This is a genomic window from Aerosticca soli (assembly GCF_003967035.1).
In the GTDB taxonomy this organism is placed as follows: Bacteria; Pseudomonadota; Gammaproteobacteria; order Xanthomonadales; family Rhodanobacteraceae; genus Aerosticca; species Aerosticca soli.
This window is the reverse complement of record NZ_AP018560.1, coordinates 2658995-2685727: the sequence shown is the minus strand read 5'-3', so window position 1 is coordinate 2685727 and position 26733 is coordinate 2658995. Positions and strand designations below refer to the sequence as shown.

Below are 26733 nucleotides of genomic sequence, written 5' to 3'. Positions count from 1 at the left end.
CTTCCCGCTTCCCGCTTCCCGAAGGAAATGCCGCCGATGCCGCGCCTGCCTGCTTTTTTTCTTGCCGCCACGTGTGCCATGGCCACTGGTGCTGCCATCGCGGACGGTGAGGTTGCGACCTTGCCGGTGCAGCCGCTGGAACATCCGGAACTGCATGCCCTGGTCGAGGCGGTCAGCGAGGATGCGTTGCGCACCACGCTCACCGCGCTGGTCGGCTTCGGTACCCGGCACACGCTGTCGGACACCCGCTCGACCAAGCGCGGCATCGGCGCCGCACGGCGCTACGTGGCATCGCGTTTTGCCGATATCGGTGCCACCTGCGGCGGCTGTCTGCAGGTGTCGACGCCCTCGCGCAGCTTCACCGGCCCGCGTCTGCCCGGGCCCACCGAGATCGTCGACGTGATCGCGGTCAAGCGCGGCAGCAGCGATCCCCAGCGCGTGATCGTGATGACCGCCCATCTGGACTCGCGCGCGAGCGACGTGATGGACGCCGAGCGCGAGGCGCCGGGCGCCGACGACGACGCCTCGGGCGTGGCCGCGCTGATCGAGGTCGCGCGGCTCCTGGCCCGGACGGACAACCGCGCCACGCTGGTGTTCGCCGCGCTCTCGGGCGAGGAACAGGGCCTGTACGGCGGCAAGCTGCTGGCCGAGTACGCCCTCGCCCAGGGCTGGCAGGTGGAGGCAGACCTCAACAACGACATCGTCGGCAACAGCTTGGGCCAGGACGGTGTGCGCGACGGCACTCACGTGCGGGTGTTCTCCGAAGGCACGCGCAGCGACGAGACGCCGGCGCAGGCCGCCTACCGGCGCTATCACGGCGGCGAGGTGGACTCGCCCTCGCGCAACCTGGCCCGCTACATGGCCGCCCTGGCCGAGACCTATCTGCCGGATTTCCACGTACGCATGGTCTACCGCACCGACCGCTACGGCCGCGGCGGGGATCAGGTGCCGTTCCTGGAGGCCGGCTTTCCCGCAGTGCGGGTCACCGAGTCGCGCGAGGACTACACCCGCCAGCATCAGGACCTGCGCAGCGAGCACGGGGTGCGTTACGGCGACACCCTGGACGGCATCGACTGGCATTATCTGGCCCGCGTCAGCGCGCTCAATGCCCTGACCATGGCCGCGCTGAGCCGGGCGCCGGCGCCGCCCGCCGGGGTCGACATCGAAGGCGCCCTGGCCAGCGATACCACCGTGCGCTGGCAGCGGGTACCCGGCGCGGCCGGTTACCGGGTGCACTGGCGCGACACCACCGCGCCGCAGTGGCAGTTCGCACGGGCGGTGGGCGACGTCGACCGCAGCGTGCTCGCGCACGTGGTGATCGATGATGCCTTCTTCGGCGTCAGCGCGGTGTCGGCCGACGGCTACGAAAGCCCGGTGGTGTTTCCGGGAGCGGCCGGACGTTTCGGCCGCGAGGCGCCGCCCAAGCCCTGAAAACGGGTCCCGCGCACGTTGCCATTTTGGGCCGTGCCGGCGCTCGGCTTTAGCGTGGATGCACCTCGACCGTCGCCGTCATGCCGGCGGCGAGCACCATGCCCGGCGGCATCTGCGAAGGGTCGATCGCCACCCGCACCGGGATGCGCTGGGCCAGGCGCACCCAGTTGAAGGTCGGGTTGACGCTGGCCAGCAGGTCTGCGCCGGTCGGGTTGTCGCGGTCGCTGATGCCGTGGGCGATGCCGGTGATGGTGCCCTTGAGGTGGATGCCGCCGGCGAGCAGGCGCACGTCCGCCGGATCACCCACACGCAGGTGCGGCAGCTTGGTTTCCTCGAAGTAGCCGTAGAGGTAATAGCTGTGCGCGTCGACCAGCGCCAGCCGCGCCGAGCCGGTGGCGGCATAGTCGCCGACACGCACGTCGAGGTTGGTGACATAGCCGTCGAACGGCGCGCGCACCTCGGTGCGATCCAGGTCCAGCAGCGCCCGCTCCAGTGATGCCTGCGCCTGCTCCACGGCGGCCAGGGCCTGTTCGCGCGTGGCGCTGGCCTGGTGGCTGCCGGCCTGCGCCTGCTGCCAGGTGGCCTGCGCCGCATCCGCAGTGGCGGCAGCATCCTCGCGGGCCTCGCGGGAGATCTCCTCGCCCATGCGCTGCCGGCGCCAGGACTGCGCCGCGTACATCGCGTATTCCTTCTCCCTGGCCTTGGCGGCGGCCAGCGCGGCGGCGATGTTGGCGCCGGCAGCGCGGGCGTTGGCCTCGGCGGCGGCCAGGTTGGCCCGGGCCTGGGCGAGCGCGTTGCGAAAGCGCGCCTGGTCGATCACGAACAAGACGTCGCCGCGATGCACGAACTGGTTGTCCGCCACGCGCACCGCGCTGACCAGGCCGGAGACGTCCGGCGCGATCTGCACCACATCGGCGCGTACGCGGCCGTCGCGGGTCCATGGCGCGTACAGATAGCGTTTCCACAGCAGATGCCCGAGCAGCAGGGCGATCACCACCACGCTGGCGGTGATCAGGAAACGCAGGACGGATTGCGCATTCACATTCATGACGTCACCGGATCAAAAGCAGCCCGCCGGCACAGAACAGGCAGGTGAATAGGGCCAGACGCAGCAGCGAGGGATGCCAGACCTTGCGGTACAGCCCGCGCCGGGCGAGGGCGGTGTCGATCACCGCCATCACCACCAGCGCGGCCAGGAAGATCGGCAGCAGGCCGGGGATCAGCACGCCGTAGACGACGATCTCATGGGGCATGTGGGGAAGCTCCTGCGGCAGGTCGGGGCTGGTACGGCGCGAGCGGCGATTCCTCGTCGCGCAGGGCGCTGCGCAGCTGATAGAGATGCAAGCGCACGGCGGCGCCCGCGGGCGCGGCATGGATCGCCGCCAGCACCGCCGCATCGGCCTCCAGCCAGCGGCTGGCGTCCGGCGCTTCGTAGAGTTGCGCCACCGCCGTCAGCGCGCGGTCGATGGCGAGCCTGGCCGGCGCGTCGAGCGCGGTCTCGGCGAGATCCTGGCGCAGCTCGATCAGCGTGCGTCCGGTCTCCTGCACGCTCAGCGCCCAGGCCAGGAGCTCGCTGCCCGGCCGGGTGCCGCTGACCACCTGCTGCAGCAGGTCGCGGGTCGCGCTCTCGAAGCTCCAGGCCAGTCCGTCCAGCGGTGCGCGCGCGGCGCGTTCGACCTCCCGGCGCAGCAGGCGCAGCACCCGGCGTTGCTGCCAGCGCGAGCCGGCGATGCCCGGAATCGTCATGAAGGACACCAGCGACAGGCCGACTCCACCCAGCTGGCTGAGCCCGGTGTTGAAGAACTGCACGGCGTCGTAGACCATCGGATTGCTGATCGAGGTCAGTCCGATCACGCCGAGCGAATAGCCCGAGCCCATGCCGGCCAGGGCGGGCCGGGTCTGCAGATAGGGGCCGATCATCATCAGTCCCGCGCAGGCCAGCACCAGCATGCCGTAGCCCTCGCTGCTGGGCAGCAGGTAGAACTCCATCACCAGACCCGCGAGGAAACCGATGGCATAGCCATAGAGCGTTCGCGAGGCGGACAGCACCGGGTTGGGCGAGGTGGCCAGCAGGCCGGAGAACACCGTTGCCATCAGCATGGTGTTGGCGCCCGAGGGCCAGGCGCTGGCCAGCCAGAACAGGCTGAGCGCGGTCATGGTGAGAAAGGTGCGCGCCACCGCCACCGCGGCGCCGACCAGATCATTGCCGCGGCGAAAACGCACCCGCTCGACGCTGCCGCGCAGCGGCTGCCCGCTGCGCAGGGCGGCTTCCGCGCCGGTATAGCCGATGAGTTCCTCCAGCAACCGCTCGACCAGCGCCGCGCCGGTGTCGAACTCCAGTCGGGCGGCGTGTTCCTCGAAGTGCTCGCGCAGTGGTGCAAGGTGCGCGGGAAACGCGGCCAGGCAGGCACGCAGGCGCTCCTCGAGCACCGCCGGCTCATGCCGCTGCGGCACGTCCAGTGCCTCGCCGATCGGCCGGTACAGCTCGACCAGCGCCGTCACCACGGCATCGCGGCCGCGGCGCTTGAGCCGGTTCACCAGATGGTGCAGCGATTGCAGCGTGGTCGCCGCGGCCATGTAGCGCTGGTTGAGCAGGCGCATGCGCGCACTGCGCGCGAGCACTTCCGGATCCTCGAAGATCACCGATGCGCGCAGGTTTTCCAGCTGGATCGCTGCGCGCATGATGTCCAGATGCGCCTCTTCCAGCCGCTCGCGGGGCAGCACGCCGCGGGTGGCTTCACGGACCAGGTCGATGAAATGCGCGAACTGGCCTTGCGCGCTGTGCCTGAGCAGCACGCGCAGACGCTGTGGCAGGATGAGGTCGCTCACCACCGCGGTGACGCCGATGCCGAGCAGCACCTCGCTCACGCGCATCACCGCCGAGTCGAAGATCTGCCGCGGATCGCTGATCGCCGGCAGCACCACGATCACCGCCGTGTAGCCGGCCAGCACGAAGCTGTAGGCCATGAAGTTGCGGTATAGCGTGGCGCCGCCCGCGCACAGCGCCACCCACAGCGCCAGCAGGAACAGAAAGAGCTCGCGCTGCTGCGGAAAGGCCGACATCAGCGCCAGCCCGAACAGGCTGCCGGTGAGCGTGCCGAGCACGCGGTAGAAACTCTTGGCCAGCACCATGCCGCTTTGCGGGTGCATCACCACGATCACCGTCAGCATCGCGGTGGAGGGCTTTTCCAGCTGCAGCCACATCGCCAGCCAGCCGGTGAGGAAGATCGCCAGCACGCATTTGCCGACGTACACCCAGGCACGTGCTTCACCGGCCAGGAACTCGCCGAGCCACGGCCAGCGCCGGGCCGTGGCCGCGGGGGGCGGCGTCGCGCTCATCCGTCGCCTCGGGGCAACCGGGCTTGCGCGAGATCGCGCGCGGGCGGATGGCTCGGGACTGCGGCCGTGGCGGCCGTTTGTGGCGGCGAGGAAACGCCATCCGCGCGCCGGGCCGCGGGCGGGCTTCCCAAAGGCATCGTGCTGGCGCGGGCACTGTCCATCGTGATGCGCCGGATCTTACCGGTCGCGGTCCATGCGGCCCAAGCCGATCGGGCGCGGACGGGTGGCGCGGGTTACTGCGAGACGCCGCGCATCGGCGTGTCCTCGAAGGGCCCGGTGCGCGGCGGCCTGGGCGGCGCGAGCAGGCCCTGCGGCGCGAACAGGCGGTCGAGTTTGCCGTCCAGGCGCAGTCGCGCGACGCTGGCCATCGCCCGGTCCAGGGTGCGGTCGCGCAGCGCATCCACAGGCGGCGCCTCCGGCGCACGGGTCAGCGGCGTGAGCTGCGGGGCCAGTACCTGGGTCAGGGCGAAGTAGGGCTCGTCGTGGATGCCGGCGGCGGCGAGCACGCGTCCGGGCAGCATCCAGGCGGCCAGCTCCTCGCGGGCGGGCCGGTCGCCGCCGTGGGTGTCGAGCAGCAGCCAGGTGCCGGGCTCGCTCAGCATGTCGCGGCCATCGACGAAGCCCAGCGCGCGGAAGCTGTCGGTCAGCCCCGGCAGATGGTCGCCGTAGAACAGCAGCAGGGTCGGCCGTTCGCGCGCGGCGAGCGCCTCGGCCAGCCGGCCCAGCTCCTGGTCGGCATGGCGGATGTGATAGAGGTAGTTCTGCAGTTCGCGACGGGCCTTGCCGGTGACCCCGGGCGGCACCGGGATGGCGTCGCGCTCGGCCGGATCGGCCGGTTCGACGTCATAGGGGCCGTGTGCCTCGAGACTGATCGCGAAGACGAACTGCGGCGGTCCGCTGTCCTTGAGCTCATCGAGGATCTGGTCGGTCATCGCGCGGTCGGCCATGTACTTGCCGTCGTACGGCGCATCGGCGGGAAACGCCGACTGGGCGACGAAGCGGTCGAAGCCCAGCGCGCGGAAGGCCTGGCTGCGGTTCCAGAAGCCCGGGTCGTTGCCGTGGATCGCCAGCGTCTCGTAGCCGTGTGCGCGCAGGCTGCGCACCAGGCCGGGCACCACCTTCGCGCGCATCTGCAGGTAGGGGAACTTGAGCTCGTCGAAATAGCGCAGCGAGAGCCCGGTGAGCACCTCGAACTCGGTACGGATGGTGCCGCCGCCGAAGGTGGGCACGCGCAGCGGGCCGCTCGCGCCCTGCGCGGCCAGGCGGTGCAGGTTCGGGGTGAGGTCGGTGCCGGCATAGCCGCGCAGGATGGCCGGATCGAAGAAGGACTCGCTCTGCACCACGACGATGTCCGGACGCTCGCCGACGCCCGCCTGCTGCAGCCGCTCGCGCACGGCCGGCGAGGTTTCGCCGATCAGCGCGGCGGCGGCGCGCGGGTCGGGCTTGGGACGGCGCGTGGCGTCCTGCAGGCGGTACATCACCAGCGCGCTCTGCAGGCCGGAATGCTCCACCGTGCCGCTCGCCGACCACGGTTCCAGCCACAACCGGTGGCCGTTGTAGAGCGCACCCCAGAGCGGCAGGCCGGCGATCAGGCTGACCAGCGCGAGGGCGCATGCGCCACCGGCCAGAAGGCGCGCCAGGCGCGGTCGCGGCGTCAGCAGCGGCGGTTCGCGGCGCCAGAGCGCGACGATCATTCCCAGCGCGGCGAGCGCGGCCAGATAAGGCCAAAACCCGCGCGGCAGATAGCCGAGTAGCAGATGCGCGCCGCCGCCGCGCAACTGGCCCAGCATGTCGAAATCCGCCGGCACCAACGGCATGCGCAGGTTCTGCATCTTGAGCCGGCTCACCGTCACCAGGAGGCCCTGCAGCGCGAGCACCAGGCCGAAGGACAGCAGCACCCGGCGGGTCAGCGCGAGCAGCAGCCCGGCGAGCAACAGACCGGGCAGCGCATTGGCCAGCGGATAGAGCGGCTGGGCCAGCAGGCGTCCGGGTGCCACGCCGGCGCCGCCGTCCAGCCAGCCGGTCAGCACCACGAAGCCGAGTGCCGCTAGCGTCAAGAGGACGGCGCTGCGGTGCCAGCGGCGGCGGGGCGGGGCGGATCGAGCCATGGGCGCCTTTGGGTTGTCATCCGAGTGAAACGGGAATGTAACGGTATGGCCATCAATCGCGTGTGGGTTTGCCGTAAAGGGTTGCTGGCGATTCATCCGTGCCGCCGCGCACAATGGCGGCCATGTCCAGCCGCGAATCGCCGGCGCTGCGCGCCCTGATCGACGACCGCTATGCCGAGCTGATGGCGCGTTGCCGCGCCGCGGGCGTGCTGCTCTATGACGACGCCGGCGTCGCCGAGCGCATCCGTCGCACCCTGCTGGCCAGCGATTTCGCCTTCGAGGTCTGGCGCCGCGAGCCCGCGCTGCTTGCCGCGCAGGGCCTGGAACGGCTGCGCGCCAGCGCCGACGCCGGCGCGCGCCTCGACGCGCTGCGGCTGCCAGCGGACGAGGCCGGCGCGCTCGCCGCCCTGCGCCGTTTCCGGCACGCTGAGGCCCTGCGGCTGGTGTTCCGCGACGTCAACGGCCTGGACGAGCTCGGCGAAACGCTGGCCGCCACCAGCGTGCTCTACGAGGTGCTGCTCGACGCCGCGCTCGGCTGGTGCGAACGCACGCTCGCCGCGCGCTTCGGTCAGCCGCGCGATGCCGCCGGGGTGCGCCAGCGGCTGGTGGTGATGGGGCTGGGCAAGCTCGGCGGCGGCGAGCTCAATTTCTCCTCCGACGTCGACCTCGTGCTGGCCTACCCGCACGGCGGCCAGACCGACGGCGCGCGCCCGCTGGACAACGGCGAGTTCTTCACCCGCCTGGCGCGCCAGTTGCTGCGGCTGCTCGGCGAGCCCACCGTGGACGGCATCGCCGCGCGCGTGGACCTGCGCCTGCGCCCGTTCGGCCAGGCGGGCCGGCTGGTGCTGTCGTTCGCGGCGATGGAGCAGTACTACCAGAGCGAGGGCCGCGACTGGGAACGCTATGCCTGGATCAAGGCGCGCCCGGTCGCCGGCGATCGCCTGGCCGGCAAGCGGTTGCTGGAGCTGCTGCGCCCGTTCGTCTATCGCAAGTATCTGGACTACACCGCCTTCGCCGGCCTGCGCGAGATGAAGGCGCTGATCGATGCCGAGGTGGCGCGCAAGGATCTGGCCGACAACTTGAAGCTCGGCCCCGGCGGCATCCGCGAGATCGAGTTCATCGTGCAGCTGGTGCAGCTGATCCGCGGCGGCCGCGAGCCCTCGCTGCGGGTCCGCGGACTGCTGCCGGCGCTGGCCGCCTGCGAGGCGCGCGGCCTGATCCCGGCGGCGCGGGCCCGGGCGCTGCGCGCGGCCTACGGTTTCCTGCGCCGGTTGGAGAACCGGGTGCAGATGCTGCGCGACGCGCAGACCCACGACGTCCCCGAGGACGCGCTCAGCCGCGAGCGCATCGCGCTCGGGCTCGATTATCCGGACTGGCCCACGCTGGCCGCCGAACTGGCCCGGCACCGCGCGGTGGTCGCCGAGGAATTCGCCGCAGTGCTGATGCCGCCCGGTCGTGGTGCCGCCGCCGCTGCCGCCGCGGACGACGTCGCCCTGTGGCGGCAGGCGGCCCAGGCGCCGCCGACCGTCGCGCAGCTCGAGGCGGCCGGTTTCGCTGCCGCCGGCGAGGTCGCCGAGGCGCTGCACCAGCTGGCCTGTTCGGCGCCGCTGCGGGCGATGCCGGCGCGCACCCGGGAGCAGCTCGACCGGCTGCTGCCGCAGCTCATCGCCGCCGCCCGCCAGACGCAGCGCCCGGCGGTCAGCCTGCTCAGGCTGTGCCGGCTGGTACAGGCGGTGGCGCGACGCTCCTCCTATCTCGCCCTGCTCGAGGAGCAGCCGGCCGCGCGATTGCGCCTGGCCCGGCTGTTCGCCGACCACGCCCTGCTCGCCGAGCGGGTGATCGCCCAGCCCTTGCTGCTCGACGACGTGCTCGACCCGCGCATCGACCAGCTGCCGCTCAAGCGCGCCGACATCGCCGCCGAAATCAGCCGCGCGCTCGGCGCGCTGGACGAGCGCGAGGCCGAGGCCGAGCTCGAACGGCTCAACGAGGTCAAGGATTCACTGGCCTTTCGCCTGGGCCTGGCCTTCGGCGACGGTCGTGTCGACGCGGTGGCCACCGCGCGCCGGCTCGCCGCGCTGGCCGAGTCGGTGGTCGGCGCAGTGCTGGCGCTGGCCGAGCGCGAGCTCGTCGCCCAGCACGGCCGGCTGCCGGGACCGGGGTCGGGTTTCGCCGTGCTGGGCTATGGCAGCTTGGGCGGCGAGGAACTCGGTTTCGCCTCCGATCTCGACCTCGTGTTCGTCTACGACGGCGCCCGCGCCGCCGCGCAGAGCGACGGCCCGCGCCCGCTCGACGGGATGCGCTGGTACCAGCGCCTTGCCCAGCGGGTGATCAACTGGCTCACCGCGCTGACCCGCGCGGGGCGCCTGTACGAGGTCGACGCGCGCCTGCGCCCGGACGGCTCCAAGGGGCTGTTGGTCTCCAGCCTGGAATCCTTCGCCGCCTACCAGCAGGCGCGTGCCTGGACCTGGGAGCACCAGGCGCTGTTGCGCGCGCGGCCGGTGGCCGGCGACGCCGCGGTGCAGGCCGCGGCGACCGCGGTGCGGCGGGAAGTCTTATCGGCGGTGCGCGATCCGGCTGCCGTGCGCGATGAGGTGAGTGCGATGCGCCGGCGCTGGCGCGCCGAGCGCGACCGTTCCGATGCCGCATGGCTGGATCTGAAGCAGGGTCCGGGCATGCTGCTCGACATCGAGTTCCTGCTGCAGGGGCTGGTGCTGGCGCATGCCGCCCGGCATCCGGCCCTGCTCGAGGCGACCGCCACCGCGGCACTGATCAAGGCCTGCCATGCGGCCGGCCTCATCGGGCCCGCCCACGCCGACACGCTCGCCGCCGCGCACGCCGACCTGCTCGGGCGATCGCTCGCCTGCACGCTGGACCTGCGCCCGCGGCTGGCCCCGCGCGAGCCCACGCTCGAGCGCATCGGCAACCAGGTCCAGGCGATCGCCGCGGCGCTGGGTTTCGCCTTTTGAAAAGACGTCCTGCACGATCGACATCCTGGGAGGACTGCCAATGATCAGCGCCTGGGACATCGGGTGGCGTCTATTGCTCGCGGCCCTGCTCGGCGGGGTGATCGGCCTGGACCGCGAACGCCACGAATGGGCGGCCGGACTGCGGACCCACATGCTGGTCTGCATGGGCGCGGCGCTGGTGGTCATCGTCTCCGCCTACGGTTTCAGCGCAGTGCTGGCGCTGCCGCACATGGTGCTCGATCCCTCCCGGATCGCCGCGCAGGTGATCAGCGGCATCGGCTTTCTCGGCGCCGGCACCATTCTGTTCGTCGAGCATCGGCAGATGGTGCGCGGGCTGACCACCGCGGCGGGCCTGTGGGCGGTGGCGGCGATCGGCCTGGCGGCCGGGGCCGGTCTGTATGCCGCCGCCGTGTTCGGCACGGCGATGGCCTGGGCGATCCTGGTGCTGCTCAAACCGCTGCAGCGACGCGTGCTGGCGCGGCGCGCCGATCGCCTCAGGCTGACGATGGACCCGGCTGCGCCATCGGCGCTGGCGGCGGTGGCGGCCATCGTGGCGCAGCGGCGCCTGCCGCTGGCGCGGATCGTGCTGAAACCGCGTGCCGACGGCGATCAGCTGACCTTGCGCTTCAACCATCCCTTGCGTCGCGAGCAGCTGCTGGGGCTGGCCGAGGCGTTGCGCGTCATCGAGGGCTTGCGTTCGGTCACGCTGCCCGGTGCAGGACGCGCCGACGAGGCCGCTTCATGAGGCCCGGCCGGGCGACGCTCGGGCGGCAAAGCGGTCGAGCACGGCCTGCGCGATGACCCCGGCCTCGCGCAGCGGCGGCACCCGGCGGTCTTGGTCCAGATCGCCCAGATGCCCGCCCGCCCGCAGGGCCCGGTGCAGGCGTTCGAGTTTGGCCGGCAGCGGCGCCGGCGCGAAGCTGGCCACCGGACAGCCGACCGCGCAGGCCTCGGAGAGCATGCTCACCGAATCGGGCGTGACGAGCAGGCGGTCAGCCCAGCCGAGCACGCCCTGATAGGGATTGGGGCCATCGCCGGCGCCGGTCCAGTGCAGGCCGGGCAGCGCGGACAGGGCCGCGCGCAAGCGTCGCGCCAGGGCCGGCGGGGTGCGTCGGGAGGCCACCGTCAGCAAGCTGCCGCCGCTGCCGGCGACCCAGGTGCGCAGGCGCGCGGCCAGCGCATCGACATAGGCCTCGTCGAAGGCCAGGTCGCGGCGCGGGCCGCCGAGCAGCACGCCCAGGCGTGGCGCGGGCAACGCGGCGAGGGCGGGAAAGGCCGCCCGCCCGGCGGCCAGCCAGTCGTCGTCGATCGGGTTGAGCGCGCCGAGCGTGGTCAGCACGTTGGCGCCGGCCAGGCGATCGTGGGCCGGCGCGATCACGCAGTCCCAGTGCCCGGGAGCGATGCGCGGATCGAGCAGCTGCACGCGGTAGCAGTCAGGCTGCAGGCGTCCCAGCAGACGGGTCAGCAAGGCCGCGCCGCGTCCGCAGCCGATCGCCAGCGCCGGCCACGGCGGCGCGAAGAGCCGCCGTGCGGCCGGCGTCAGCGCCAGGCGTCCGCCGGGCAGCCGGCGCGGCGCGAACCACGCCCACGGCGCGCGCGGTTCGAGCACCAGGTGACGCGTGGGCAGGCCGAGCGCCCCGGCCAGCGCCAGCGCCTGGCGCTGATGGCCGGCGGCACGGTCGGTGATCACCCAGCACATCGGCATTGTCGCCACGTCCTGCACGGTCTTTTCGCTCATCGCCACTGTCGTTGGCCGGTTGCGGGCTTACACTCGGAAGTCTGGGCGCCGGTCGCCGGCGCGTCCTTGCAGCCTCTCATCTTGAAAGAGCCCGAGCCGATGAACGACAACCTACCCGATGAAGCCCTGGACCAGCTGTTCCGCAAGGCGCGTACCTATAACGCCTTTTTGCCCACGCCGGTGAGCGATGAGCAGCTGCGGCAGATCTACGAGCTGGCCAAATGGGGGCCGACCAGCGCCAACTGCCAGCCGATGCGGCTGGTGTTCGTCAAGTCCGCCGAGGCCAAGGCCAGGCTCGCCCCGCATCTTTCCGAGGGCAACCGCGCCAAGACCCTGGCCGCGCCGGTCACCGCCATCGTCGCGACCGACTACGCCTTCTACGAACGCCTGCCGCAGCTGTTCCCGCATGCCGACGCGAAGAGCTGGTTCGTCGGCAACCCGGCGCTGATCGAGGTCACCGCCTTCCGCAATGCCACCCTGCAGGGCGCCTACGTGATCATGGCCGCGCGTGCGCTCGGGCTGGATTGCGGGCCGATGTCCGGCTTCGACAACGCGGGCGTGGATGCGGCCTTCTTTCCGGAGAGCCAAGTGAAGTCCAATTTCCTGATCAACATCGGCTACGGTGACCCAAGCCGCGATCTCTTCCCGCGCAGCCCGCGGCTGGCCTTCGAGGAAGCCTGCGCGATCGTCTGAAAAACCTTCTGTCCGCTCACCAACCTCAAGGAGTGTCTGCCATGCGCTTTCCCCGCCTTGCCCTCGCCCTGGCGCTCGGCTCCGCCGCCCTCGCCGCGCACGCCGACCCGGTCAGCTACAAGCTCGATCCCAACCACACCATGGTGATCTTCAGCTGGAGCCATTTCGGGTTCTCCCATCCGGTGGCCGAGCTCGGCCTGGGCGAGGGCACCTTGGTGTTCGACGAGAAGGACCCGGCCAAGTCCTCGGTCGAGGTGACGCTGCCGCTGGAGCGGCTCGACACCCACGTCGCCAAGCTGGACGAGCACCTCAAGAAGCCCGATTTCTTCGACGCGGAGAAATACCCCGTCATCACCTTCAAGAGCACCCGGGTGGAGGCCAAGGGCAGCGGCCGCTACAAGGTCACCGGCGATCTCACCGTGCACGGCGTGACCCGGCCAGTGGTGCTCGATGCCAAGCTCAACAAGGTCGGCGAGCATCCGATGCTGAAGGCGCAGGCGATCGGCTTCGACGCCACCACCACGCTCAAGCGCTCGGAGTTCGGCGTGGGCGCCTACGTGCCCAACGTCAGTGACGAGATCAAGGTCCAGATCACCACCGAGGGCGCGGTGGCCCATTGACCGCTCCAGGGCGCCGATCACCCGGTCGGCGCCCGCTTCTTGCGGCGGTCCCGCTGGCCGCCGCTGCTACCATGGCAGCTTTCTAAAAGCCCTTTTTGTGCCCAAGGAGCCTGCCATGTCGCGTTCCGATGCCGCCGTGACGTCGATCCCGGCCAATGCCGAAAACCGCTATGAAGTGACGCGCGCGGACCTGCCCTTGTCCTGCCCGCTGCCGGGCATGGCGCTGTGGAACTCGCATCCCAGGGTCTACCTGCCGATCATCGAGGACGGCGGCGAGTCCGTCTGTCCCTATTGCGGCGCGCACTACGTGCTCGGCGACTGAGCACCCCCGCAGGACGGCCGTTGCTGGCACGATCGCTGCTTGTGTCCAAAGGACTGACACCACCTGCCCACCGCGCATGCCCGCTGCCGAGCCGCCGTTCAAGCGCCTGACCGTGGTCCAACTGATTCCCGCGCTGCATTCGGGCGGCGCGGAGCGTTCGGTGCTGGAAATCGGCCAGGCGCTGGTCGCCGCCGGGCACCGGTCGGTGGTGATCTCGGCGGGCGGCCGCCTGGTGCCGCAGCTCGAGGCCGCCGGCAGCGAGCACATCGGCCTCGACATCGGCAGCAAATCCCTGCGCGCGCTGGCCAGGGTCGCCCCGCTGCGCCGGCGGCTGCGCGCGCTGCGGCCGGACATCGTGCATGCGCGCTCGCGGCTGCCGGCGTGGCTGGCCTGGTGGGCGCTGCGCGGCCTCTCCCCGCGGCCGCATCTGGTCACCACCGTGCACGGGCTCAACACGCCGGGGCGCTACAGCGCGATCATGCTGCGCGGCGAACGGGTGATCGCCGTCTCGCAGACGGTGCGCGACCATCTCATCAGCCACTACCCGCAGCTCGACACCACGCGACTGCGGGTGATTCCGCGCGGCATCGATCCGGCGGCGTTTCCCTATGGCCATCGGCCGGAGGACGCCTGGCGGCGCGATTTCTACGCCCGCTTTCCGCAGCTGGCCGGGGCGCCGCTGCTCACCCTGCCCGGGCGCGGCACGCGTCTCAAGGGCCACCATGACGCCGTCGAGCTCGTCGCCGAGCTCGCTCGCCGCGGCATCGACGTGCGCCTGCTGCTGCTCGGCGTGCTCGAGCCCGGCCGCGAGGCCTATGCCGCCGAGCTGCGTGCGCTGATCGAGGCGCGCGGCCTGGCCGCCAAGGTCGCGTTGAGCCCGGCACGCACGGACGTGCGCGACGTCTTCGCCGAGTCGGCGCTGGTGCTGCAGCTGTCGACCAAGCCGGAAGCCTTCGGCCGCACCGTGATCGAGGCGCTGGCGCTGTGCCGGCCGGTGCTCGGCTACGCGCACGGCGGGGTCGGCGAGCTGCTGGCCGAGCTCTATCCGGCCGGACGGGTGCCGCCGGGCGACCGCGAGAAGCTGGTCGAGCGCGCCGCCGAACTCCTGCGCGTGGCGCCGCCGATCGCGCCGCTCGGGCATTACCGGCTGGCCGACATGCAGCGCGCCACGCTGGCGCTCTACCAGGAACTCGTCGCCGGCTGAGCGGCACGCCGGCCGTACAATCGCGCCTTCTCAAAAAAGTCCCAGGGCTTGGGCCAGCGATGCCGATCCGCTCCGTTTTGCGTGCCTTTCCGCCCGCCTTGTGGCCGTTCTGGCTGGTGATCGCGCTGCTGCCGTTCGGGCGGCTGGCCGAGCTCGGTACCGCGCTGTGCGTGGGCGGATGCGTCTTTGCGCTGAGCCGCGACCGGCACGCCCTCGCCGCCGCGCCCGGCGCGCGACTGTTCGCCTGGCTGCTCGGCGCCTACGTGGGTGCGGCGCTGCTGTCGGCGTTCGCGGCGGTGGCGCCGGCGCGCAGCTGGAGCACGGTGGCCGGGCTGCTGCGCTATCTGCCGCTTGGCCTCTATGCCTGCCTGGTGCTGCGCGGCCCTGACCGGCCGGCGCTGCTGTATCGCGCGGTCGCCCTCGTCGTCGCCTGGTGGGTGCTGGATGCCTGGGTGCAGATCGCCAGCGGATACAGTCTGGGCGGGCCGGCCGAGGCCGAGCGTATCTCCGGCATCTTCGGCGCCGGCAATCTCAAGCTCGGCCCGTCGCTCGCCGTGCTCGCGCCGTTCGCGTTGTGGACGGCGCGCCAGTGGGGCGGCAGGGCGGCACTCCTGGTCGCCTGGCTGCTGCTGCTCGGTCCTATTCTGCTCGCCGGCGTGCGTTCGGCCTGGGTGATCTATGCGCTGGTGACGCTGGCCTTTGCCTGGCGCGAGGCGGGCTCGCCGCGCCGGTTCCTCGGTCTCGTCCTCGCCGCGGCGGCGCTGTGCGCGCTTGCCGGCGCGCTCGCCTGGCAGGGCTCGCCGCGTTTCCACGCGCGCATGGAACGCACGCTGGCGGTGTTGCAGGGCGATGCCGGCGGCGTCGATCAGGCACTCACCGGCAGGCTGGACATCTGGCGCGCCGGCCTGCGCATGGTCGCCCTCCATCCGCTGACCGGCGTGGGCGTGCGCGGATTCCGCTATGCCTATCCCGAGGTGGCGCCGGCAGGGGATCACTTTCTGGTCGCCGAGTCCTGCGGCGTGGGCGAGGGCGCCTGTCATGCGCATCAGCTGGTGCTGGAAGTGCTGAGCGAGACCGGCGTGCTCGGTCTGGCGCTGTGGTGTGCTGGCGTGGCGCTGGCCTGCCGGGCATTCCGGCGCGCCGACGCGGCATCGCGCGAGCGCGCCTTTCCGGCCACGGTCGCGCTCGGCGCCATGCTGTTCCCGCTCAACAGCCATCTGGCCTTCTATTCGGCGTGGTGGGGCCTGCTGTTCGCCTGGCTGCTGGCGTTGTGGTGCGCCGTGCTGGTGCAGGGAGCCGACGATGCGCCGTGAACCGCTCTCCGTGGTGGTGATCACCTTCAACAATGCCGACACCCTGGACGCCTGCCTCGTCGCGGTCGACTGGGCCGAGGAGATCGTGGTGCTCGATTCGGGCTCGACCGACGACACGCTGGCGATCGCGCGCCGGCACGGCGCGCGGGTGGCGGTGCATCCGTTCGACGATTACGGCCCGCAGAAGCAACGGGCCATCGACATGGCCACGCACGACTGGATCTTGAACCTGGACGCCGACGAGATCCTCTCGCCCGGCACGCGCGCGGTGATCGAGCGCGCGCTCATCGCGCCGCGCCACGCCGGCTTCCGCCTGCCGCGCCGCGAGCGCATGTTCTGGACCGTGCAGCACCGCCTGAGCGCACGCAACGGCCACCTGCGTCTGTTCGACCGTCGCCGGGCGCGCATGAACGACGTCGAGGTGCATGCCTCGGTGGTGGCCGACGGCCCGGTCAAGACCCTGCGCGCGGCCGACTTCGTCAACGCCGGCGATGCCGACATCGCCAGCCGGGTGGAGAAGATCAACCGCTACAGCAGCGGTCTGGTCGCGCACAAGCTGCGCCGCGGCCAGCGTTTCACCGGCCTGCGCATGGTCTGCTATCCGCCGCTGTTCTTCCTGCGCCAGTACCTCCTCAAGCGCTACTTCCTCAACGGCTGGGCCGGCTTCATCGCCAGCGTGACCGGCGCGTTCTACGTGTTCCTGAAATACGCCAAGCTGCACGAGGCCAGGCGCGCCGTCAGTACACCGGGGCGGCGCCCGGCGGGCGGGTCTTGAAGCGCTTGTGCACCCACAGGTACTGCTCGGGGGCCGCGCGCGCCATCTGCTCGATGCAGGCGTTGACGCGGGCGGTGTCGGCGGCGACGTCGGCGCTCGGAAAGTCCTGGAGCGGCGCGCCGAGCTTGAGCACGTAGCCGCCCTGCGGCCGACGCTGGTGGAAGAACGGGATCACCCAGGCGCCCGAAAGCCGGGCCAGGTGATGGGTGGCGGTGATGGTGGCCGCCGGCACGCCGAAAAAACTCACGAAGACGTTGTCCTTGCTGCGCATGTCCTGATCCGGCGCGTACCACAGCGTGCCGCCGCCGCGCAGGTATTTCACCGTGCCGCGGATGTCGTCCTTGTCGAACATCGCCTCGGCGTAGCGCAGCCGCGCGCGCAGCACCGCCCATTCGAACACCGGCGAGTCCATCCGCCGGTACATGCCGGCGATCGGGATGCGCGCGGACACCAGCCGCGCGCACAGCTCCAGGTGCGAGAAGTGGCCGCCGACCAGCAGCACGCCGCGGCCGGCGCGCCGGGCCGCCTGCAGGTGTTCGAGGCCCTCGATTTCGAGCGGGATGCGCTCCAGCGCGCGCGCACGGCCCATCCAGCCGAGCGCGAACTCGACCAGCATCAGGCCGAGATCGCGCAGATGCGCATCGACCAGCGCGGCGCGTTCGCGCGCTGAAAGCTCGGGAAAGCACAGCGCGATGTTAGCGGCGGCGATCCGCCGGCGCGGCGAGGGCAGGCGCACGATGAGCGCCCCCAGCGCGCGGCCGAGCGCGAGCAGCAGCGGATAAGGCAGCTGGGCCAGCATCCAGATCGCGCCCACGCCGAGCCACGCCGGCCAGTGGCGGACGGCGAGCAGGGAGCGGGACAGGGCGGGGCGCGGCATGCCGGGCATGACCGCCAAGTTTATCGTGCGCCGCGGCGCGTGCCGCTTTTTTCAGTGCAGGAACAGCTTGGCGGCCAGGCTCGCCAGGGGTTTTTCCAGCGCGTCCTGCATGCGCGGCGGCAGCTCGATCGGCTTGAGCAGCATCTTCACCGTCATCTCGATAGGCGCATGCCGACGCAGGAGCTGTTCGGCACGGCCGGCCACGCGGCGGAACTCGGCCACGTCGTCGCGGCGCTGCGGATAGCAGTGGTAGTAGACGTGGCGCAGCGCGATGTCGCCGTCCTCGCCCTTGATCTCGCGCACCCGCCGCAGCAGCGCGCGGAACACCTGGTAGCGGCCGAGTCTTTCCTGTTCGCGATAGCGGCGGAAGTACTGGTAGAAGTACTTGTAGTGCCGCACCTCGTCGCTCTTGATGTTGTTGGTGATCTCGCGCAGCACCGGCTCGTCGCTGATCGCGTGGAGCGCCCGGTACATGGTGGCGGTGCCGGTCTCGACCACGCAGCGCGCGACCAGTTCCAGCCCGCGGGTGGGTTCCAGCTCATCGAGCGTGCAGGTGGCGCGGTACTCCTCCCAGAACGAGGCGAACGCCGCGTCCCAGTCGAATTCCGGCCACACGCGGCGGATGTAGGCGGCGAGCGCGCGCCCGTGCTGCAGTTCCTCCGGTTCCCAGTGCTCGCGCAGCCACTGGCGCACTTCCTCGTCGCCGGTGAAGAACTCGACCAGGTTGCGGGTGTACAGATCCGAGCCGCTCTCGATGAACGAGGAGCTGCAGATCAGGAAGAACAACGCCTCGTTGTGTCTGACCTTGGCGACCTCGACGCGTGCGAGATCGATGCTTTCCAGGGTCCAGGGCAGGGCGGAATGAGGGTGCATGGGCGGCTTTTCCAAAAGGCCGACGGCAACAGGCCGCGCGTGGGCAGACTGCCCCAAGCATACGACTTCGATCACCCGCGGCGAGGCCGCGGCGCCCGCGCCGTTCAGGGCACGATGGTCACCGGCAGGTGCGCGCGCGCGAGCATGTCGGCGGACACCGAGCCGACCAGCCAGCGGGCCAGCGCGCCGCGCTCGGTGTGGCCCAGCACGATGTGGTCGATGTCGTACTGGCGCACCTGCTCGAGGATGAGGTCGCCCGGGCTGCCGTGCAGCACCACGATCTCGATGCGATCCATGGCCGCCGGCGCGAGCGCGGCCAGCTCGCTGCGGATTTCCTCCAGCCGCTCGTTGTTGGTCTCGGCCATCAGCAGGGCGCAGGCGTCGGCGCCGCCCTCGCTCACCTGCAGCACCGACACCACGCGGATGCGCGCCTGACAGAGCCGCGCCAGCTCGACCGCGAACTGGAACGCATGCTTTGCGCTTTCCGAGCCGTCGTAACCGACCAAGAGATGGCTGAGCATGGGATGTCTCCGTCGCGGATGTGCGGGCGATTATGCCACCCGCATCGGCGCAGCCGGTGGCCGCTCCGCTTCCGGCCATGACGGCGTGCATGGGTGCGGCGATTACACTGGAGGCCCCTCGTCCGCACCGGAGTTGCGCCATGCGCCGTCTGCTGGGTTGTCTGGTTTGTTTGATGCTTGCCTTGCCGGTGTTCGCCGCCGCGGTCCGAGTCGGCGAGCCGGCGCCGACGTTCCGCCTCCAGGACCAGCACGGCCGCTGGCAGTCGCCGGAAGATCATCGCGGCCGCTGGCTGGTGCTCTATTTCTATCCGCGCGATTTCACCCCCGGTTGCACCAGCGAGGCCTGCGCCTTCCGCGACGGCGTCGTCAAGCTGCGCCAGGCCGGCGCCGACGTGGTCGGCGTGAGCCTGGATCCGGTGACCTCGCATGCGCAGTTCGCGGCCAAGTACCACCTGCCGTTTCCGCTGCTATCCGATGCCGACGGCCAGGTGGCGCGTACCTACGGCGTGCTCACCGAGACGGCCGGCACGCCGCATGCGCGGCGCTGCACGTTCCTGATCGATCCGGCCGGCCGCATCGCCAAGGTGTACGAGGACGTCGACCCCGAGCGCAATGTCGCGCAGGTGCTGGCCGACCTTGCCCGGCTCCAGGCGGGCGCCTGAATGCGCTGGCGTCCCAGCGGATGGCGCATTGGCTGCTGGCTGTGCGTGCTGCTCGCCGCGCTCGGCGGTGCGCAATACCTGCGCTATGGCGCCTGGCCCTACCTGGCCGCCTGCCTGATCCTCGTCGTGCTGTGCGCCGGCGCCCTGTTGCGGCAGGCCTGGGCCCGCCAGCCGCTGCGGCTGGCCTTGCTGGCGGTCGCCTGCTGGGCCCTGGCGAGCGGGCTCATGATGCTCGCCCGGTGGCACCAGTTCGACACGGCGCGTGCGCATGCGCGCGCGCAGCCGGCCTGGGCGCCGATGCTGCTCGCCATGATCGACGATCTACAGCGCGCCTTCCTGCTCAGCCTGGTGTTCAAGGCCCTGCTGTTGGCGTTGACGCTGTGGCTGGCCTGGGCACTCGGACGGCCGGACACACGCGCGGCCTTCGTCCGGCACGCGACGACCACAGGCCGGCGATGAAGGCCATCGCGTGCGCCTGGCGCCGGTCGTGCCGTGGCGGCATCGGTGTCGTCCTCGGCCTGCTCGGCCTGCTGGGCCTGCTGGGCCTGCTGGGCCTGGCCTCGCCGGCGGCGGCGCAGGAGCTCATCGCCGGCTGCCGCGTGCAAAGCAGCTACGACGTGCGCTTCGAGGCCGATCGGCTGCTGTTCGAGCGGGCGCAGCCGCCGCCGCGGCAGGTCGAACTGCAGCAGGGGCGCCTGCGCAGCGACGGTCGGCCGGTGCCGCTGGATGCGGCGGCGATGGCGCGGCTCGCCGGTTTCGAGCGCGAGGCCCGCGCCCTGCTGCCGCCGCTGCGGGCGATCGCCCTGCGCGGCGTCGACCTGGCCCAGGCCGAACTCGCCGCGGCAGGTGCGAAGCTCGATCTGGACGCGGCCGCGCAGGTGGACTTCCGGCAACGTCTGGCCGCGGCGGCGGCCAAGCTCAAGGCACGCATCGCCGCCAGCCACACCAGCCGTGACTGGCACGGCGAGGCTTTCGACGCCTATGTCGAGCAGCTCGGCGGCGAGCTTTCCGGCTGGCTGGCCGGCGTGCTGGGCGAACAGGCGCTCGCCGCGGCGATGAGCGGCGATCTCGAGCGCGCGATGCGTCTGCGCGATCAGGCCGCCACGCTGGCCGGCGGGCTCGAGCCGCGCGTGCGGCGGCGGCTGGAAGCATTGCGCCCGTCGCTGGCCGCGCTGTGTCCGCGCTTCACCGCGCTCATCGAGCTGCAGCGCGGTCTGGTCGACGATCGCGGCCGGCCGCTGGTGCTCCTGGAAAAGGCCCCTTGAGCCGGCGGCTGTTCAGGCCTTGAGCAGGGCCGGCGTGGCGTGCGCGCCGATCACCTCGACCATCGCCTTGGCCACGGGCAGGTTGCCGGCCAGGAGGTTGCCGCTCGCGGGCAGGCCGTCGCGTCCGGCGAGGTCGCCGTAGCGGCCGCCCGCCTCCTGCACCAGCAGCGCGCCGGCGGCCATGTCCCAGGGCTTGAGGCCGAGTTCGAAATAGCCGTCGTAGCGGCCGGCGGCGACGTAGGCGAGATCGAGCGCGGCCGAGCCTGAGCGGCGGATGTCCTCGGCCTCGGCGAGCAGCGCGCGGGTCATCGCCAGCTGGGCATCCAGATGCGCGCGCTGGCGGTAGGGAAAGCCGGTGGCGATCATCGCGCCGGCCAGGCCCTCGCGGCGGCTCACCCGGATGCGCCGGTCGTTCAGATAGGCGCCGTCGCCGCGGCTGGCGGTGAAGAGCTCGCCGCGCAGCGGGTCGAACACCACGCCGTAGACCGGCACGCCCTTGTCGACCAGGGCGATCGACACCGAGAAATGCGGAATGCCGCGCAGGTAGTTGTGGGTGCCGTCGAGCGGGTCGATCACCCAGGTCAGCGCGCCCTTGCCGATCGCGCCGCCTTCCTCGGCCAGGATGGCGTGGTCGGGGTAGGCGCGGCGCAACTCCTTGACGATCTCGGCCTCGGCCAGGCGATCGACTTCGGAGGCGAAGTCCATGCGCTGCTTCTCGACGACGTTGAGGCCGTCGATGCGGTTCATGTAGCGCAGGATCACGTTGCCGGCGGCGCGCGCGGCACGCACCGCGATGGTGACGGCGGGTCTGGGCATGGCTTTGGCCAAAGAGCGCGAAACGGGGCGGCGATCTTAGCAGAGCGACCCTTCCTGGCCCGTGTCGGCACGGCGTGGCGCGCGGTGCCCAGGGCAGCCTCGCGTCTTGGAGGCACTATGCTTTGGCGCCGTTTGCTTTCTTCCGAAAGGCCTCATGACCGACGCCGCCGCGCCCTTCCGCTTCGTCCTCGTCCGCACCTCGCATCCGGGCAACATCGGCGCCGCCGCGCGGGCGATCCGCACCATGGGCTTCGATCGTCTGGCGCTGGTCGCGCCGGCGCAGTTCCCGAGCCGCGAGGCCGATGCGCTGGCGGCCAACGCGGTGGCCGTGCTGGCGGCGGCGACGGTGCATGGGGATCTGCCGGCGGCGCTGGCGCCGGCCACCCTGGCGCTCGGGCTTTCGGCGCGTCGGCGCGAGGTCGAACTGGAGGAACTCAGCCCCCGCGAGGCGGCCGCGCGGGCGGTGGCCGAGGCGGCGCGGGGCGGCACGGTGGCGCTGGTGTTCGGCAACGAACGCACCGGGCTGGAGAACGCCGAGCTCGCCTGCTGTCATGCCACGGTGCGCATCCCGAGCGTCGAGGACTACGCCTCGCTCAACCTGGCCCAGGCGGTGCAGGTGATGGCCTACGAACTGCGCCTGGCCGTGCTGGAACGGGCGACGCCGGCGGCGGTCGTCACCACGCCTGCGCCGCCGCCGGCGCCGGTCGAGCAGCTGGAGCGCTTCTTCGCCCACCTGGCCGACACGCTGGAGGCGATCGACTTCCACAAGGGCCGTGATCCGACCCAGATCATGCTGCGTCTGCGCCGCCTCGTCATGCGCGCGCGGCCGGACGAGCGCGAGCTGCGCATCCTGCACGGCATCCTGGCCGACGCCGAGCGCATGGCCGCCCTGGCGCTCGGGCGCGACGGCCGGTGAAGGGGGAGCGTCGCTGGCGCAACCGGCGGCCGAATGGGCCGCGCGCGCCGGGAAGGCGTTACTGCGCGTCGTCGGCGGCGGTGATGCGCGGGGCCGGGGTGACCAGCAGCTTGTCGATGCGCGCGCCGTCGAGATCGACCACCTCGAAGCGGATGCCGTGCCAGGTGAACACCTCGCCCACCTGCGGGATGCGGCCGAGCGCGGCCATCACCATGCCGGCGGCGGTGCGGTATTCATGCTCGGCCTCGCCGGGCAGCTCGTCCACCTGCAGCAGCTCGCGCAGATCCTCGATCGACAGCGCGCCGTCGATCAGCCAGCTGCCGTCGCCGCGCGGCACGATCGGCGGCGCCTCCTCGCCGCTGCCGTGGCCGAGCTGGGTGACGCCGACCACGGCGGCGAGCAGGTCGTTGAGCGTGACCAGGCCCTCGATGTCGCCGTATTCGTCGACCACCAGCGCCACCGGCGTCTCGGCGTCGCGGAACTCCTCCAGCAGATCCAGCGCGCGCGCCGTGGCCGGCACGTAGAGCGGCTTGGCCAGACGCCGGAACAGCTCCGGGCTGCCGCCGGCGAGCAGCTCGCCGAGCAGGCTCTTGACCTCGAGCACGCCGACCACGTCGTTCTCGCCGCCGCGGTAGACCGGGTAGCGCGAGAACGGCGTCGCCCGCATCACCGCCAGGTTTTCCTCACGCGGGGCGTTCATGTCCAGCCAGACGATGCGCGGGCGTGGCGTCATCACGCTGTCCACCGTGCGGTCGCCCAGGCGCAGCACGCGGTTGACCATGTTGCGCTCGTCGATGTCGAGCACGCCCTGCTCGGCACTCTCGGCGATCAGCAGGCGGATCTCCTCCTCGGTGATCGCGCCCTGGCGTTCGCCGTCGACCCTGAGCAGGCGCAGCAGCATGCCGCTGGAGGCATTGAGCAGCCACACGAACGGCGCGCAGATGCGCGCCAGCACCAGCATCGGCACCGCCACGTAGGAGGAAAACTTTTCCGGCGCGGCCAGCGCCAGCCGCTTGGGCACCAGTTCGCCGACCACGATCTGCAGGAAGGACACCAGCGCGAAGCCGAGCACGATGCCGGCGACGTGCGCATAGGGCGCCAGGTGCGGCGTGCTGCTGCGGGCGAGCAGCGCGGCCACCTCGTCGCCCATGGCATCGCCGGCCAGCGCGCCGGTGATCAGCATGACCAGGGTGATGCCCACCTGCACGGTGGACAGGAAGCGCTCGGGCGCCTGCGCGTGGCGCAGGGCGACGCGGGCGCGGCGGCTGTGCCGGGCCATTTCGCGCAGACGGCTCTTGCGCGAGGCCACCAGCGCCATTTCCGACAGCGCGAAAAAGCCGTTGCAGAAGGTGAGCAGCAGGACGATCGCGATCCTGGTCAGCATCGCGCGGAGCGGTGTCGAAGGGGCATGGGCTTTCGAGTGTACCCGCAACCGCCCTGGCGGGGCGCATCGCCCGCGGTTGCCGCAGCCTGTAACATGATCGTCATCGGCGGCGGCCGCATTTCTGGCGTTTCGATGTTTTCCCTGCAGACCATCTTCGGCAAAGGCGACAAGTTCTACGGGCTCCTGGAGGAGAGCGCGGCGGCGGCGCGGGACAGCGCGGCGGCGCTGCGGCTGCTGGTCGCCGACGGCGCCGATGCCGGCATGGCTTCCTTCACCGCCAGTCGCCAGCGTGAGAAGGCGCTCGCCGCGCGGATCAGCGAGGCGCTGATCAACACCTTCGTCACCGCGCTCGACCGCGAGGACATCGAGGCGCTCAACGCCGCGCTGTACAAGATCCCGAAGACGGTGGAGAAGTTCGCCGAGCGCTATCTCATCGTCAGGGAGCGCGTGGCCGGGGTGGATTTCGCCCCGCGCGCGCAGGTGCTCGAACAGTCGGCCGAGGTGGTCGTGCAGATGATCGGCGAGCTGCGCCGCGGCCTGCGCATCGAGCCGGTGCGCAAGCTGCAGGACCGCCTGCAGGCGCTCGAATCGGAAGGCGATCGCATGCTGCTGGCCACCTACCGCACGCTCTACGCCGAGGGTGCGGACCCGATGCGCGCGATCCTGGCCAAGGATCTGTTCGAACTGATCGAAAAGGCGATCGACAAGTGCCGCGACGTCGGCAACATCGTCTTTTCGATCGTGCTCAAGAATTCCTGACGGACCCCACGGTAACGGAGCCGCGCATGCCTGTCGGAGACTGCGTTCCGCGTCCTCGTCCCCTCGCCATCGTGCCCGCGCCCGGGCCGCGGCCGGCCGCGGACCCGCGCGTGCGGAGGCGCGCATGAGTCCGGGGCTGGTCGCCGCGGTGGTGCTGATCGCACTGGCCTTCACCTACATCAACGGCTTTCACGACACCGCCAACTCGATCGCCACGGTGGTGGCGACCAAGGTGCTGACGCCCGGACAGGCGGTGCTGCTCGCCGCGGTGACCAACCTGATCGGCGCGCTGTGGGGCACCGCGGTGGCCAAGACCATCGCCGCCGGGATCATCGACACCCGCGTGATCGAGGCCGGGCCGCAGCTGCTGATCTGTGCGCTGACCGCCGCCACCGCCTGGAACCTGCTGACCTGGTGGTGGGGGCTGCCGTCCAGTTCCAGCCATGCGCTGGTCGGCGCGCTGGTCGGCGCGGCGATCGCCGCCGCCGGCAACCGCTTCGACGCGGTAATCTGGCTGCAGGGCGGCGCGCACTGGTGGCAGGGCGCCGGGGTGGTCCCCAAGGTGATCGTGCCGATGGTGGTCTCGCCGCTCATGGGTTTTACCCTCGGCTTCCTGCTGATGGGCGCGCTCTACGCGCTGCTCGCCTGGTGCGCCGAACGGCGCGGCTTCCTGCGCCGCTTCGGCCGCGCGCCGTTCGTCAATGCCTTCTTCGGCAAGGCGCAGATCGTCTCGGCCAGCACCATGGGCCTGGCCCACGGCATGAACGATGCGCAAAAGAGCATGGGCATCATCGCGCTGGCGCTGGCCGGCGCCACTTCGGCCGGACAGTTCGATGCGCTGCCGGGCTGGCTCGGCTTCCTGCGCGTGCACGGCAGCGCCAGCGGCGGTTTCGAGGTACCCTCGTGGGTGGCCGTGCTGTGCGCGCTGACCATGGCCGGCGGCACCGCCGGCGGCGGCTGGCGAATCATCAAGACCCTCGGCCACAAGATGGTCAAGCTGCACCCGATCAACGGCTTCGCCGCCGAAGGCAGCTCCGCGGCGGTGATCCTCACCGCCTCGGCGTTCGGCATTCCGGTGTCGACCACGCACAACGTCTCGGCCGCGATCATGGGCGTGGGCGCGGCCAAGCGCTGGAACGCGATCCGCTGGACCGTGGTCGAGCGCATGGTCTGGGCCTGGCTGCTGACGCTGCCGGTCAGCGCGCTCCTGGCCTATGCCTGCGTGCAGCTGGCCCGGCAGTGGTGAGGCGTTCGCGGCCTCAGAGCGTGTCGCCCGCGCGGGCGATGAGCCGCTCCAGCCGGTCGCCGAGGGTGCCCAGCTCGTCGATCAGCCGGTCCAGCTCCTTGGCGTCGAAACAGCCGTAGGGGCGGTTTTCGCACAGATGCAGGTAGGGCGCGCCCTCGAGATCGGCCACCGCCAGGAAGCCGGTGCGCTGCTCCCAGTTGAAGCGCAGGCAGCGCATGGGATCGGTGCCGTCCAGCGGCCCCACCGGCGTGGACAGGCGCAGGCAGCGCCGTCCGCCCTCGTCCTCCAGCTCGGCCAGATACAGCCCCTGGTGCCGCCCGTGCGGCAGGGTGAGATCGAAGCTGATGAGGTATGGATCGTTCCGGCGCAGCGGGTGGCGGCTGCCCACGTAGGAGCGCACGGCTTCGAAGTGACGCATGGTGTGTTCTGTCCAAACTCGGAATCGGTGACGATGTTAACCTGCCGGCCACCCCGGGATAGGCGTCGATGACGACCCCGCACGAGCGCGTCTTCGCCGCGGTCGCGGCCATTCCGGCGGGGTGCGTGGCCAGCTACGGCGCCATCGCCGCGCAGGCCGGCCTGCCGGGACGCGCACGCTGGGTGGGACGCGTGCTCGCCGCCGCCCCGGCCGAGGCCGCGCTGCCCTGGCATCGCGTGCTGCGGGCGGATGGCCACCTCGCCTTCGCGCCCGGCAGCGCCGCCTTCGAAGCGCAACGACGCCGGCTCGAGGCCGAGGGCGTCGAACTGGTCCGCGGCCGCGTGCCGAGGGCGCATTTTGCCCGGCGGCAGGATCTGGATCGCTGGCTGTGGGCCCCGCGGGACGCCGCGGAAACGGCCGCCGCGCCGCGCGCTGATGCAGCGCGCAAGCCGCGCCGGAAGTAAAATCGATTTTTCGCCGGCCTCAA

General features: G+C 71.4%; 27 protein-coding genes. 16 read left to right on the top strand and 11 right to left on the bottom strand.

What is annotated here, in order from left to right:
• The first annotated feature begins 36 nt into the window (after positions 1-36).
• Complete coding sequence (locus ALSL_RS12720) at positions 37-1431, top strand: M20/M25/M40 family metallo-hydrolase (protein ID WP_126539620.1); 1395 nt, start codon at positions 37-39, stop codon at positions 1429-1431.
• Between the two features lie 49 nt (positions 1432-1480).
• On the opposite strand, the gene ALSL_RS12715 is transcribed toward ALSL_RS12720, so the two are convergent.
• The 4 genes from ALSL_RS12715 to ALSL_RS12700 form a co-directional block, all read right to left on the bottom strand.
• Complete coding sequence (locus tag ALSL_RS12715) at positions 1481-2473, bottom strand: HlyD family secretion protein (protein ID WP_170172054.1); 993 nt, start codon at positions 2471-2473, stop codon at positions 1481-1483.
• A 10-nt stretch (positions 2474-2483) separates the two neighbouring features.
• On the bottom strand, positions 2484-2684 hold the full coding sequence (locus ALSL_RS12710; protein ID WP_126539616.1) for a DUF1656 domain-containing protein: 201 nt from the start codon (positions 2682-2684) through the stop codon (positions 2484-2486).
• Entirely contained in the window at positions 2674-4770 is a 2097-nt protein-coding gene (locus tag ALSL_RS12705) for an FUSC family protein (RefSeq protein WP_126539614.1), read from the bottom strand. The genes ALSL_RS12710 and ALSL_RS12705 overlap by 11 nt, the downstream gene beginning before the upstream one ends.
• A 233-nt stretch (positions 4771-5003) precedes the next feature.
• Positions 5004-6878, bottom strand: coding sequence for an LTA synthase family protein (locus tag ALSL_RS12700; protein ID WP_126539611.1), 1875 nt, complete (start codon positions 6876-6878; stop codon positions 5004-5006).
• A gap of 122 nt (positions 6879-7000) precedes the next feature.
• On the opposite strand from ALSL_RS12700, the gene glnE reads away from it, so the two are divergent.
• Together glnE and ALSL_RS12690 are read left to right on the top strand one after the other, a co-directional pair.
• On the top strand, positions 7001-9844 hold the full coding sequence (gene glnE, locus ALSL_RS12695) for a bifunctional [glutamate--ammonia ligase]-adenylyl-L-tyrosine phosphorylase/[glutamate--ammonia-ligase] adenylyltransferase (RefSeq protein ID WP_126539609.1): 2844 nt from the start codon (positions 7001-7003) through the stop codon (positions 9842-9844).
• Between the two features lie 40 nt (positions 9845-9884).
• Positions 9885-10589, top strand: coding sequence for an MgtC/SapB family protein (locus ALSL_RS12690; RefSeq protein WP_126539606.1), 705 nt, complete (start codon positions 9885-9887; stop codon positions 10587-10589).
• Here the strand turns inward: ALSL_RS12690 and ALSL_RS12685 are convergent.
• On the bottom strand, positions 10584-11582 hold the full coding sequence (locus ALSL_RS12685) for a mitochondrial fission ELM1 family protein (RefSeq protein WP_231700229.1): 999 nt from the start codon (positions 11580-11582) through the stop codon (positions 10584-10586). The two genes, ALSL_RS12690 and ALSL_RS12685, sit on opposite strands and share 6 nt — an antisense overlap.
• Before the next feature lie 99 nt (positions 11583-11681).
• On the opposite strand from ALSL_RS12685, the gene ALSL_RS12680 reads away from it, so the two are divergent.
• From ALSL_RS12680 to ALSL_RS12655, 6 genes are all read left to right on the top strand, one after another.
• Positions 11682-12275, top strand: coding sequence for a malonic semialdehyde reductase (locus ALSL_RS12680; protein ID WP_126539605.1), 594 nt, complete (start codon positions 11682-11684; stop codon positions 12273-12275).
• Between the two features lie 41 nt (positions 12276-12316).
• Positions 12317-12895: a YceI family protein gene (locus ALSL_RS12675; RefSeq protein WP_126539603.1), complete on the top strand. Its 579-nt coding sequence runs from the start codon at positions 12317-12319 to the stop codon at positions 12893-12895.
• A gap of 115 nt (positions 12896-13010) precedes the next feature.
• Positions 13011-13217, top strand: coding sequence for a zinc-finger domain-containing protein (locus tag ALSL_RS12670; RefSeq protein ID WP_126539601.1), 207 nt, complete (start codon positions 13011-13013; stop codon positions 13215-13217).
• Between the two features lie 76 nt (positions 13218-13293).
• Positions 13294-14421, top strand: a complete 1128-nt coding sequence (locus ALSL_RS12665; protein WP_126539599.1) for a glycosyltransferase — start codon at positions 13294-13296, stop codon at positions 14419-14421.
• A gap of 59 nt (positions 14422-14480) precedes the next feature.
• Entirely contained in the window at positions 14481-15734 is a 1254-nt protein-coding gene (locus ALSL_RS12660) for an O-antigen ligase family protein (RefSeq protein ID WP_126539597.1), read from the top strand.
• Positions 15724-16509: a glycosyltransferase family 2 protein gene (locus ALSL_RS12655; protein WP_126539595.1), complete on the top strand. Its 786-nt coding sequence runs from the start codon at positions 15724-15726 to the stop codon at positions 16507-16509. The genes ALSL_RS12660 and ALSL_RS12655 overlap by 11 nt, the downstream gene beginning before the upstream one ends.
• On the opposite strand, the gene lpxL is transcribed toward ALSL_RS12655, so the two are convergent.
• The 3 genes from lpxL to ALSL_RS12640 all read right to left on the bottom strand — a co-directional run bounded on the left by lpxL (position 16472) and on the right by ALSL_RS12640 (position 18780).
• Positions 16472-17386 (bottom strand): LpxL/LpxP family Kdo(2)-lipid IV(A) lauroyl/palmitoleoyl acyltransferase, encoded by a 915-nt coding sequence (lpxL, locus tag ALSL_RS12650; protein WP_126539593.1) that lies wholly within the window; start codon positions 17384-17386, stop codon positions 16472-16474. The genes ALSL_RS12655 and lpxL overlap by 38 nt on opposite strands.
• Positions 17387-17437: 51 nt before the next feature.
• Complete coding sequence (locus ALSL_RS12645) at positions 17438-18259, bottom strand: ferritin-like domain-containing protein (RefSeq protein WP_126539591.1); 822 nt, start codon at positions 18257-18259, stop codon at positions 17438-17440.
• Positions 18260-18363: 104 nt separating this feature from the next.
• Positions 18364-18780 carry a universal stress protein gene (locus ALSL_RS12640; RefSeq protein ID WP_126539589.1) on the bottom strand — a complete coding sequence of 139 codons (417 nt, stop codon included), beginning with the start codon at positions 18778-18780 and terminating at the stop codon, positions 18364-18366.
• Positions 18781-18920: 140 nt separating this feature from the next.
• On the opposite strand from ALSL_RS12640, the gene ALSL_RS12635 reads away from it, so the two are divergent.
• From ALSL_RS12635 to ALSL_RS12625, 3 genes are read left to right on the top strand one after another with little or no spacing between them, the layout of a single operon-like run.
• On the top strand, positions 18921-19442 hold the full coding sequence (locus ALSL_RS12635) for a peroxiredoxin (protein ID WP_126539587.1): 522 nt from the start codon (positions 18921-18923) through the stop codon (positions 19440-19442).
• Complete coding sequence (locus tag ALSL_RS12630) at positions 19443-19901, top strand: hypothetical protein (RefSeq protein WP_126539585.1); 459 nt, start codon at positions 19443-19445, stop codon at positions 19899-19901. It begins immediately after the preceding gene.
• A complete protein-coding gene (locus ALSL_RS12625; RefSeq protein ID WP_126539583.1) occupies positions 19898-20707 on the top strand; it encodes a DUF2884 family protein in 810 nt (269 codons plus the stop codon). Before ALSL_RS12630 ends, ALSL_RS12625 begins: the two co-directional genes overlap by 4 nt.
• Before the next feature lie 12 nt (positions 20708-20719).
• On the opposite strand, the gene ALSL_RS12620 is transcribed toward ALSL_RS12625, so the two are convergent.
• Complete coding sequence (locus ALSL_RS12620; protein ID WP_126539581.1) at positions 20720-21523, bottom strand: inositol monophosphatase family protein; 804 nt, start codon at positions 21521-21523, stop codon at positions 20720-20722.
• Positions 21524-21677: 154 nt separating this feature from the next.
• On the opposite strand from ALSL_RS12620, the gene ALSL_RS12615 reads away from it, so the two are divergent.
• The gene (locus ALSL_RS12615; RefSeq protein WP_126539579.1) at positions 21678-22439 is read left to right on the top strand and encodes an RNA methyltransferase; all 762 of its coding nucleotides are present in this window, start codon (positions 21678-21680) and stop codon (positions 22437-22439) included.
• Positions 22440-22497: 58 nt separating this feature from the next.
• Here the strand turns inward: ALSL_RS12615 and ALSL_RS12610 are convergent, their stop codons facing one another.
• A complete protein-coding gene (locus tag ALSL_RS12610; protein ID WP_126539577.1) occupies positions 22498-23823 on the bottom strand; it encodes a hemolysin family protein in 1326 nt (441 codons plus the stop codon).
• A gap of 132 nt (positions 23824-23955) precedes the next feature.
• Here ALSL_RS12610 and ALSL_RS12605 point away from each other — a divergent pair, with 132 nt between their 5' ends.
• Together ALSL_RS12605 and ALSL_RS12600 are read left to right on the top strand one after the other, a co-directional pair.
• Positions 23956-24582: a DUF47 domain-containing protein gene (locus ALSL_RS12605; protein WP_126539575.1), complete on the top strand. Its 627-nt coding sequence runs from the start codon at positions 23956-23958 to the stop codon at positions 24580-24582.
• A 124-nt stretch (positions 24583-24706) separates the two neighbouring features.
• Positions 24707-25828, top strand: a complete 1122-nt coding sequence (locus tag ALSL_RS12600; RefSeq protein WP_126539573.1) for an inorganic phosphate transporter — start codon at positions 24707-24709, stop codon at positions 25826-25828.
• Positions 25829-25841: 13 nt separating this feature from the next.
• On the opposite strand, the gene ALSL_RS12595 is transcribed toward ALSL_RS12600, so the two are convergent.
• Positions 25842-26246 carry a hypothetical protein gene (locus ALSL_RS12595; RefSeq protein ID WP_126539571.1) on the bottom strand — a complete coding sequence of 135 codons (405 nt, stop codon included), beginning with the start codon at positions 26244-26246 and terminating at the stop codon, positions 25842-25844.
• 68 nt (positions 26247-26314) lie between these two features.
• On the opposite strand from ALSL_RS12595, the gene ALSL_RS12590 reads away from it, so the two are divergent.
• The gene (locus ALSL_RS12590) at positions 26315-26710 is read left to right on the top strand and encodes an MGMT family protein (RefSeq protein ID WP_126539570.1); all 396 of its coding nucleotides are present in this window, start codon (positions 26315-26317) and stop codon (positions 26708-26710) included.
• Positions 26711-26733 lie beyond the last annotated feature (23 nt).

What these genes read in the sequence shown, in the direction of transcription:
- ALSL_RS12720 (WP_126539620.1), top strand. Translation starts at nt 37, where the DNA reads ATGCCGCGCCTGCCTGCTTTTTTTCTTGCCGCCACGTGTGCCATGGCC.
- ALSL_RS12710 (WP_126539616.1), bottom strand. Translation starts at nt 2,684, where the DNA reads ATGCCCCATGAGATCGTCGTCTACGGCGTGCTGATCCCCGGCCTGCTG.
- ALSL_RS12705 (WP_126539614.1), bottom strand. Translation starts at nt 4,770, where the DNA reads ATGAGCGCGACGCCGCCCCCCGCGGCCACGGCCCGGCGCTGGCCGTGG.
- ALSL_RS12700 (WP_126539611.1), bottom strand. Translation starts at nt 6,878, where the DNA reads ATGGCTCGATCCGCCCCGCCCCGCCGCCGCTGGCACCGCAGCGCCGTC.
- glnE (WP_126539609.1), top strand. Translation starts at nt 7,001, where the DNA reads ATGTCCAGCCGCGAATCGCCGGCGCTGCGCGCCCTGATCGACGACCGC.
- ALSL_RS12690 (WP_126539606.1), top strand. Translation starts at nt 9,885, where the DNA reads ATGATCAGCGCCTGGGACATCGGGTGGCGTCTATTGCTCGCGGCCCTG.
- ALSL_RS12685 (WP_231700229.1), bottom strand. Translation starts at nt 11,582, where the DNA reads ATGAGCGAAAAGACCGTGCAGGACGTGGCGACAATGCCGATGTGCTGG.
- ALSL_RS12680 (WP_126539605.1), top strand. Translation starts at nt 11,682, where the DNA reads ATGAACGACAACCTACCCGATGAAGCCCTGGACCAGCTGTTCCGCAAG.
- ALSL_RS12675 (WP_126539603.1), top strand. Translation starts at nt 12,317, where the DNA reads ATGCGCTTTCCCCGCCTTGCCCTCGCCCTGGCGCTCGGCTCCGCCGCC.
- ALSL_RS12670 (WP_126539601.1), top strand. Translation starts at nt 13,011, where the DNA reads ATGTCGCGTTCCGATGCCGCCGTGACGTCGATCCCGGCCAATGCCGAA.
- ALSL_RS12665 (WP_126539599.1), top strand. Translation starts at nt 13,294, where the DNA reads ATGCCCGCTGCCGAGCCGCCGTTCAAGCGCCTGACCGTGGTCCAACTG.
- ALSL_RS12660 (WP_126539597.1), top strand. Translation starts at nt 14,481, where the DNA reads ATGCCGATCCGCTCCGTTTTGCGTGCCTTTCCGCCCGCCTTGTGGCCG.
- ALSL_RS12655 (WP_126539595.1), top strand. Translation starts at nt 15,724, where the DNA reads ATGCGCCGTGAACCGCTCTCCGTGGTGGTGATCACCTTCAACAATGCC.
- lpxL (WP_126539593.1), bottom strand. Translation starts at nt 17,386, where the DNA reads ATGCCGCGCCCCGCCCTGTCCCGCTCCCTGCTCGCCGTCCGCCACTGG.
- ALSL_RS12645 (WP_126539591.1), bottom strand. Translation starts at nt 18,259, where the DNA reads ATGCACCCTCATTCCGCCCTGCCCTGGACCCTGGAAAGCATCGATCTC.
- ALSL_RS12640 (WP_126539589.1), bottom strand. Translation starts at nt 18,780, where the DNA reads ATGCTCAGCCATCTCTTGGTCGGTTACGACGGCTCGGAAAGCGCAAAG.
- ALSL_RS12635 (WP_126539587.1), top strand. Translation starts at nt 18,921, where the DNA reads ATGCGCCGTCTGCTGGGTTGTCTGGTTTGTTTGATGCTTGCCTTGCCG.
- ALSL_RS12630 (WP_126539585.1), top strand. Translation starts at nt 19,443, where the DNA reads ATGCGCTGGCGTCCCAGCGGATGGCGCATTGGCTGCTGGCTGTGCGTG.
- ALSL_RS12625 (WP_126539583.1), top strand. Translation starts at nt 19,898, where the DNA reads ATGAAGGCCATCGCGTGCGCCTGGCGCCGGTCGTGCCGTGGCGGCATC.
- ALSL_RS12620 (WP_126539581.1), bottom strand. Translation starts at nt 21,523, where the DNA reads ATGCCCAGACCCGCCGTCACCATCGCGGTGCGTGCCGCGCGCGCCGCC.
- ALSL_RS12615 (WP_126539579.1), top strand. Translation starts at nt 21,678, where the DNA reads ATGACCGACGCCGCCGCGCCCTTCCGCTTCGTCCTCGTCCGCACCTCG.
- ALSL_RS12610 (WP_126539577.1), bottom strand. Translation starts at nt 23,823, where the DNA reads ATGCTGACCAGGATCGCGATCGTCCTGCTGCTCACCTTCTGCAACGGC.
- ALSL_RS12605 (WP_126539575.1), top strand. Translation starts at nt 23,956, where the DNA reads ATGTTTTCCCTGCAGACCATCTTCGGCAAAGGCGACAAGTTCTACGGG.
- ALSL_RS12600 (WP_126539573.1), top strand. Translation starts at nt 24,707, where the DNA reads ATGAGTCCGGGGCTGGTCGCCGCGGTGGTGCTGATCGCACTGGCCTTC.
- ALSL_RS12595 (WP_126539571.1), bottom strand. Translation starts at nt 26,246, where the DNA reads ATGCGTCACTTCGAAGCCGTGCGCTCCTACGTGGGCAGCCGCCACCCG.
- ALSL_RS12590 (WP_126539570.1), top strand. Translation starts at nt 26,315, where the DNA reads ATGACGACCCCGCACGAGCGCGTCTTCGCCGCGGTCGCGGCCATTCCG.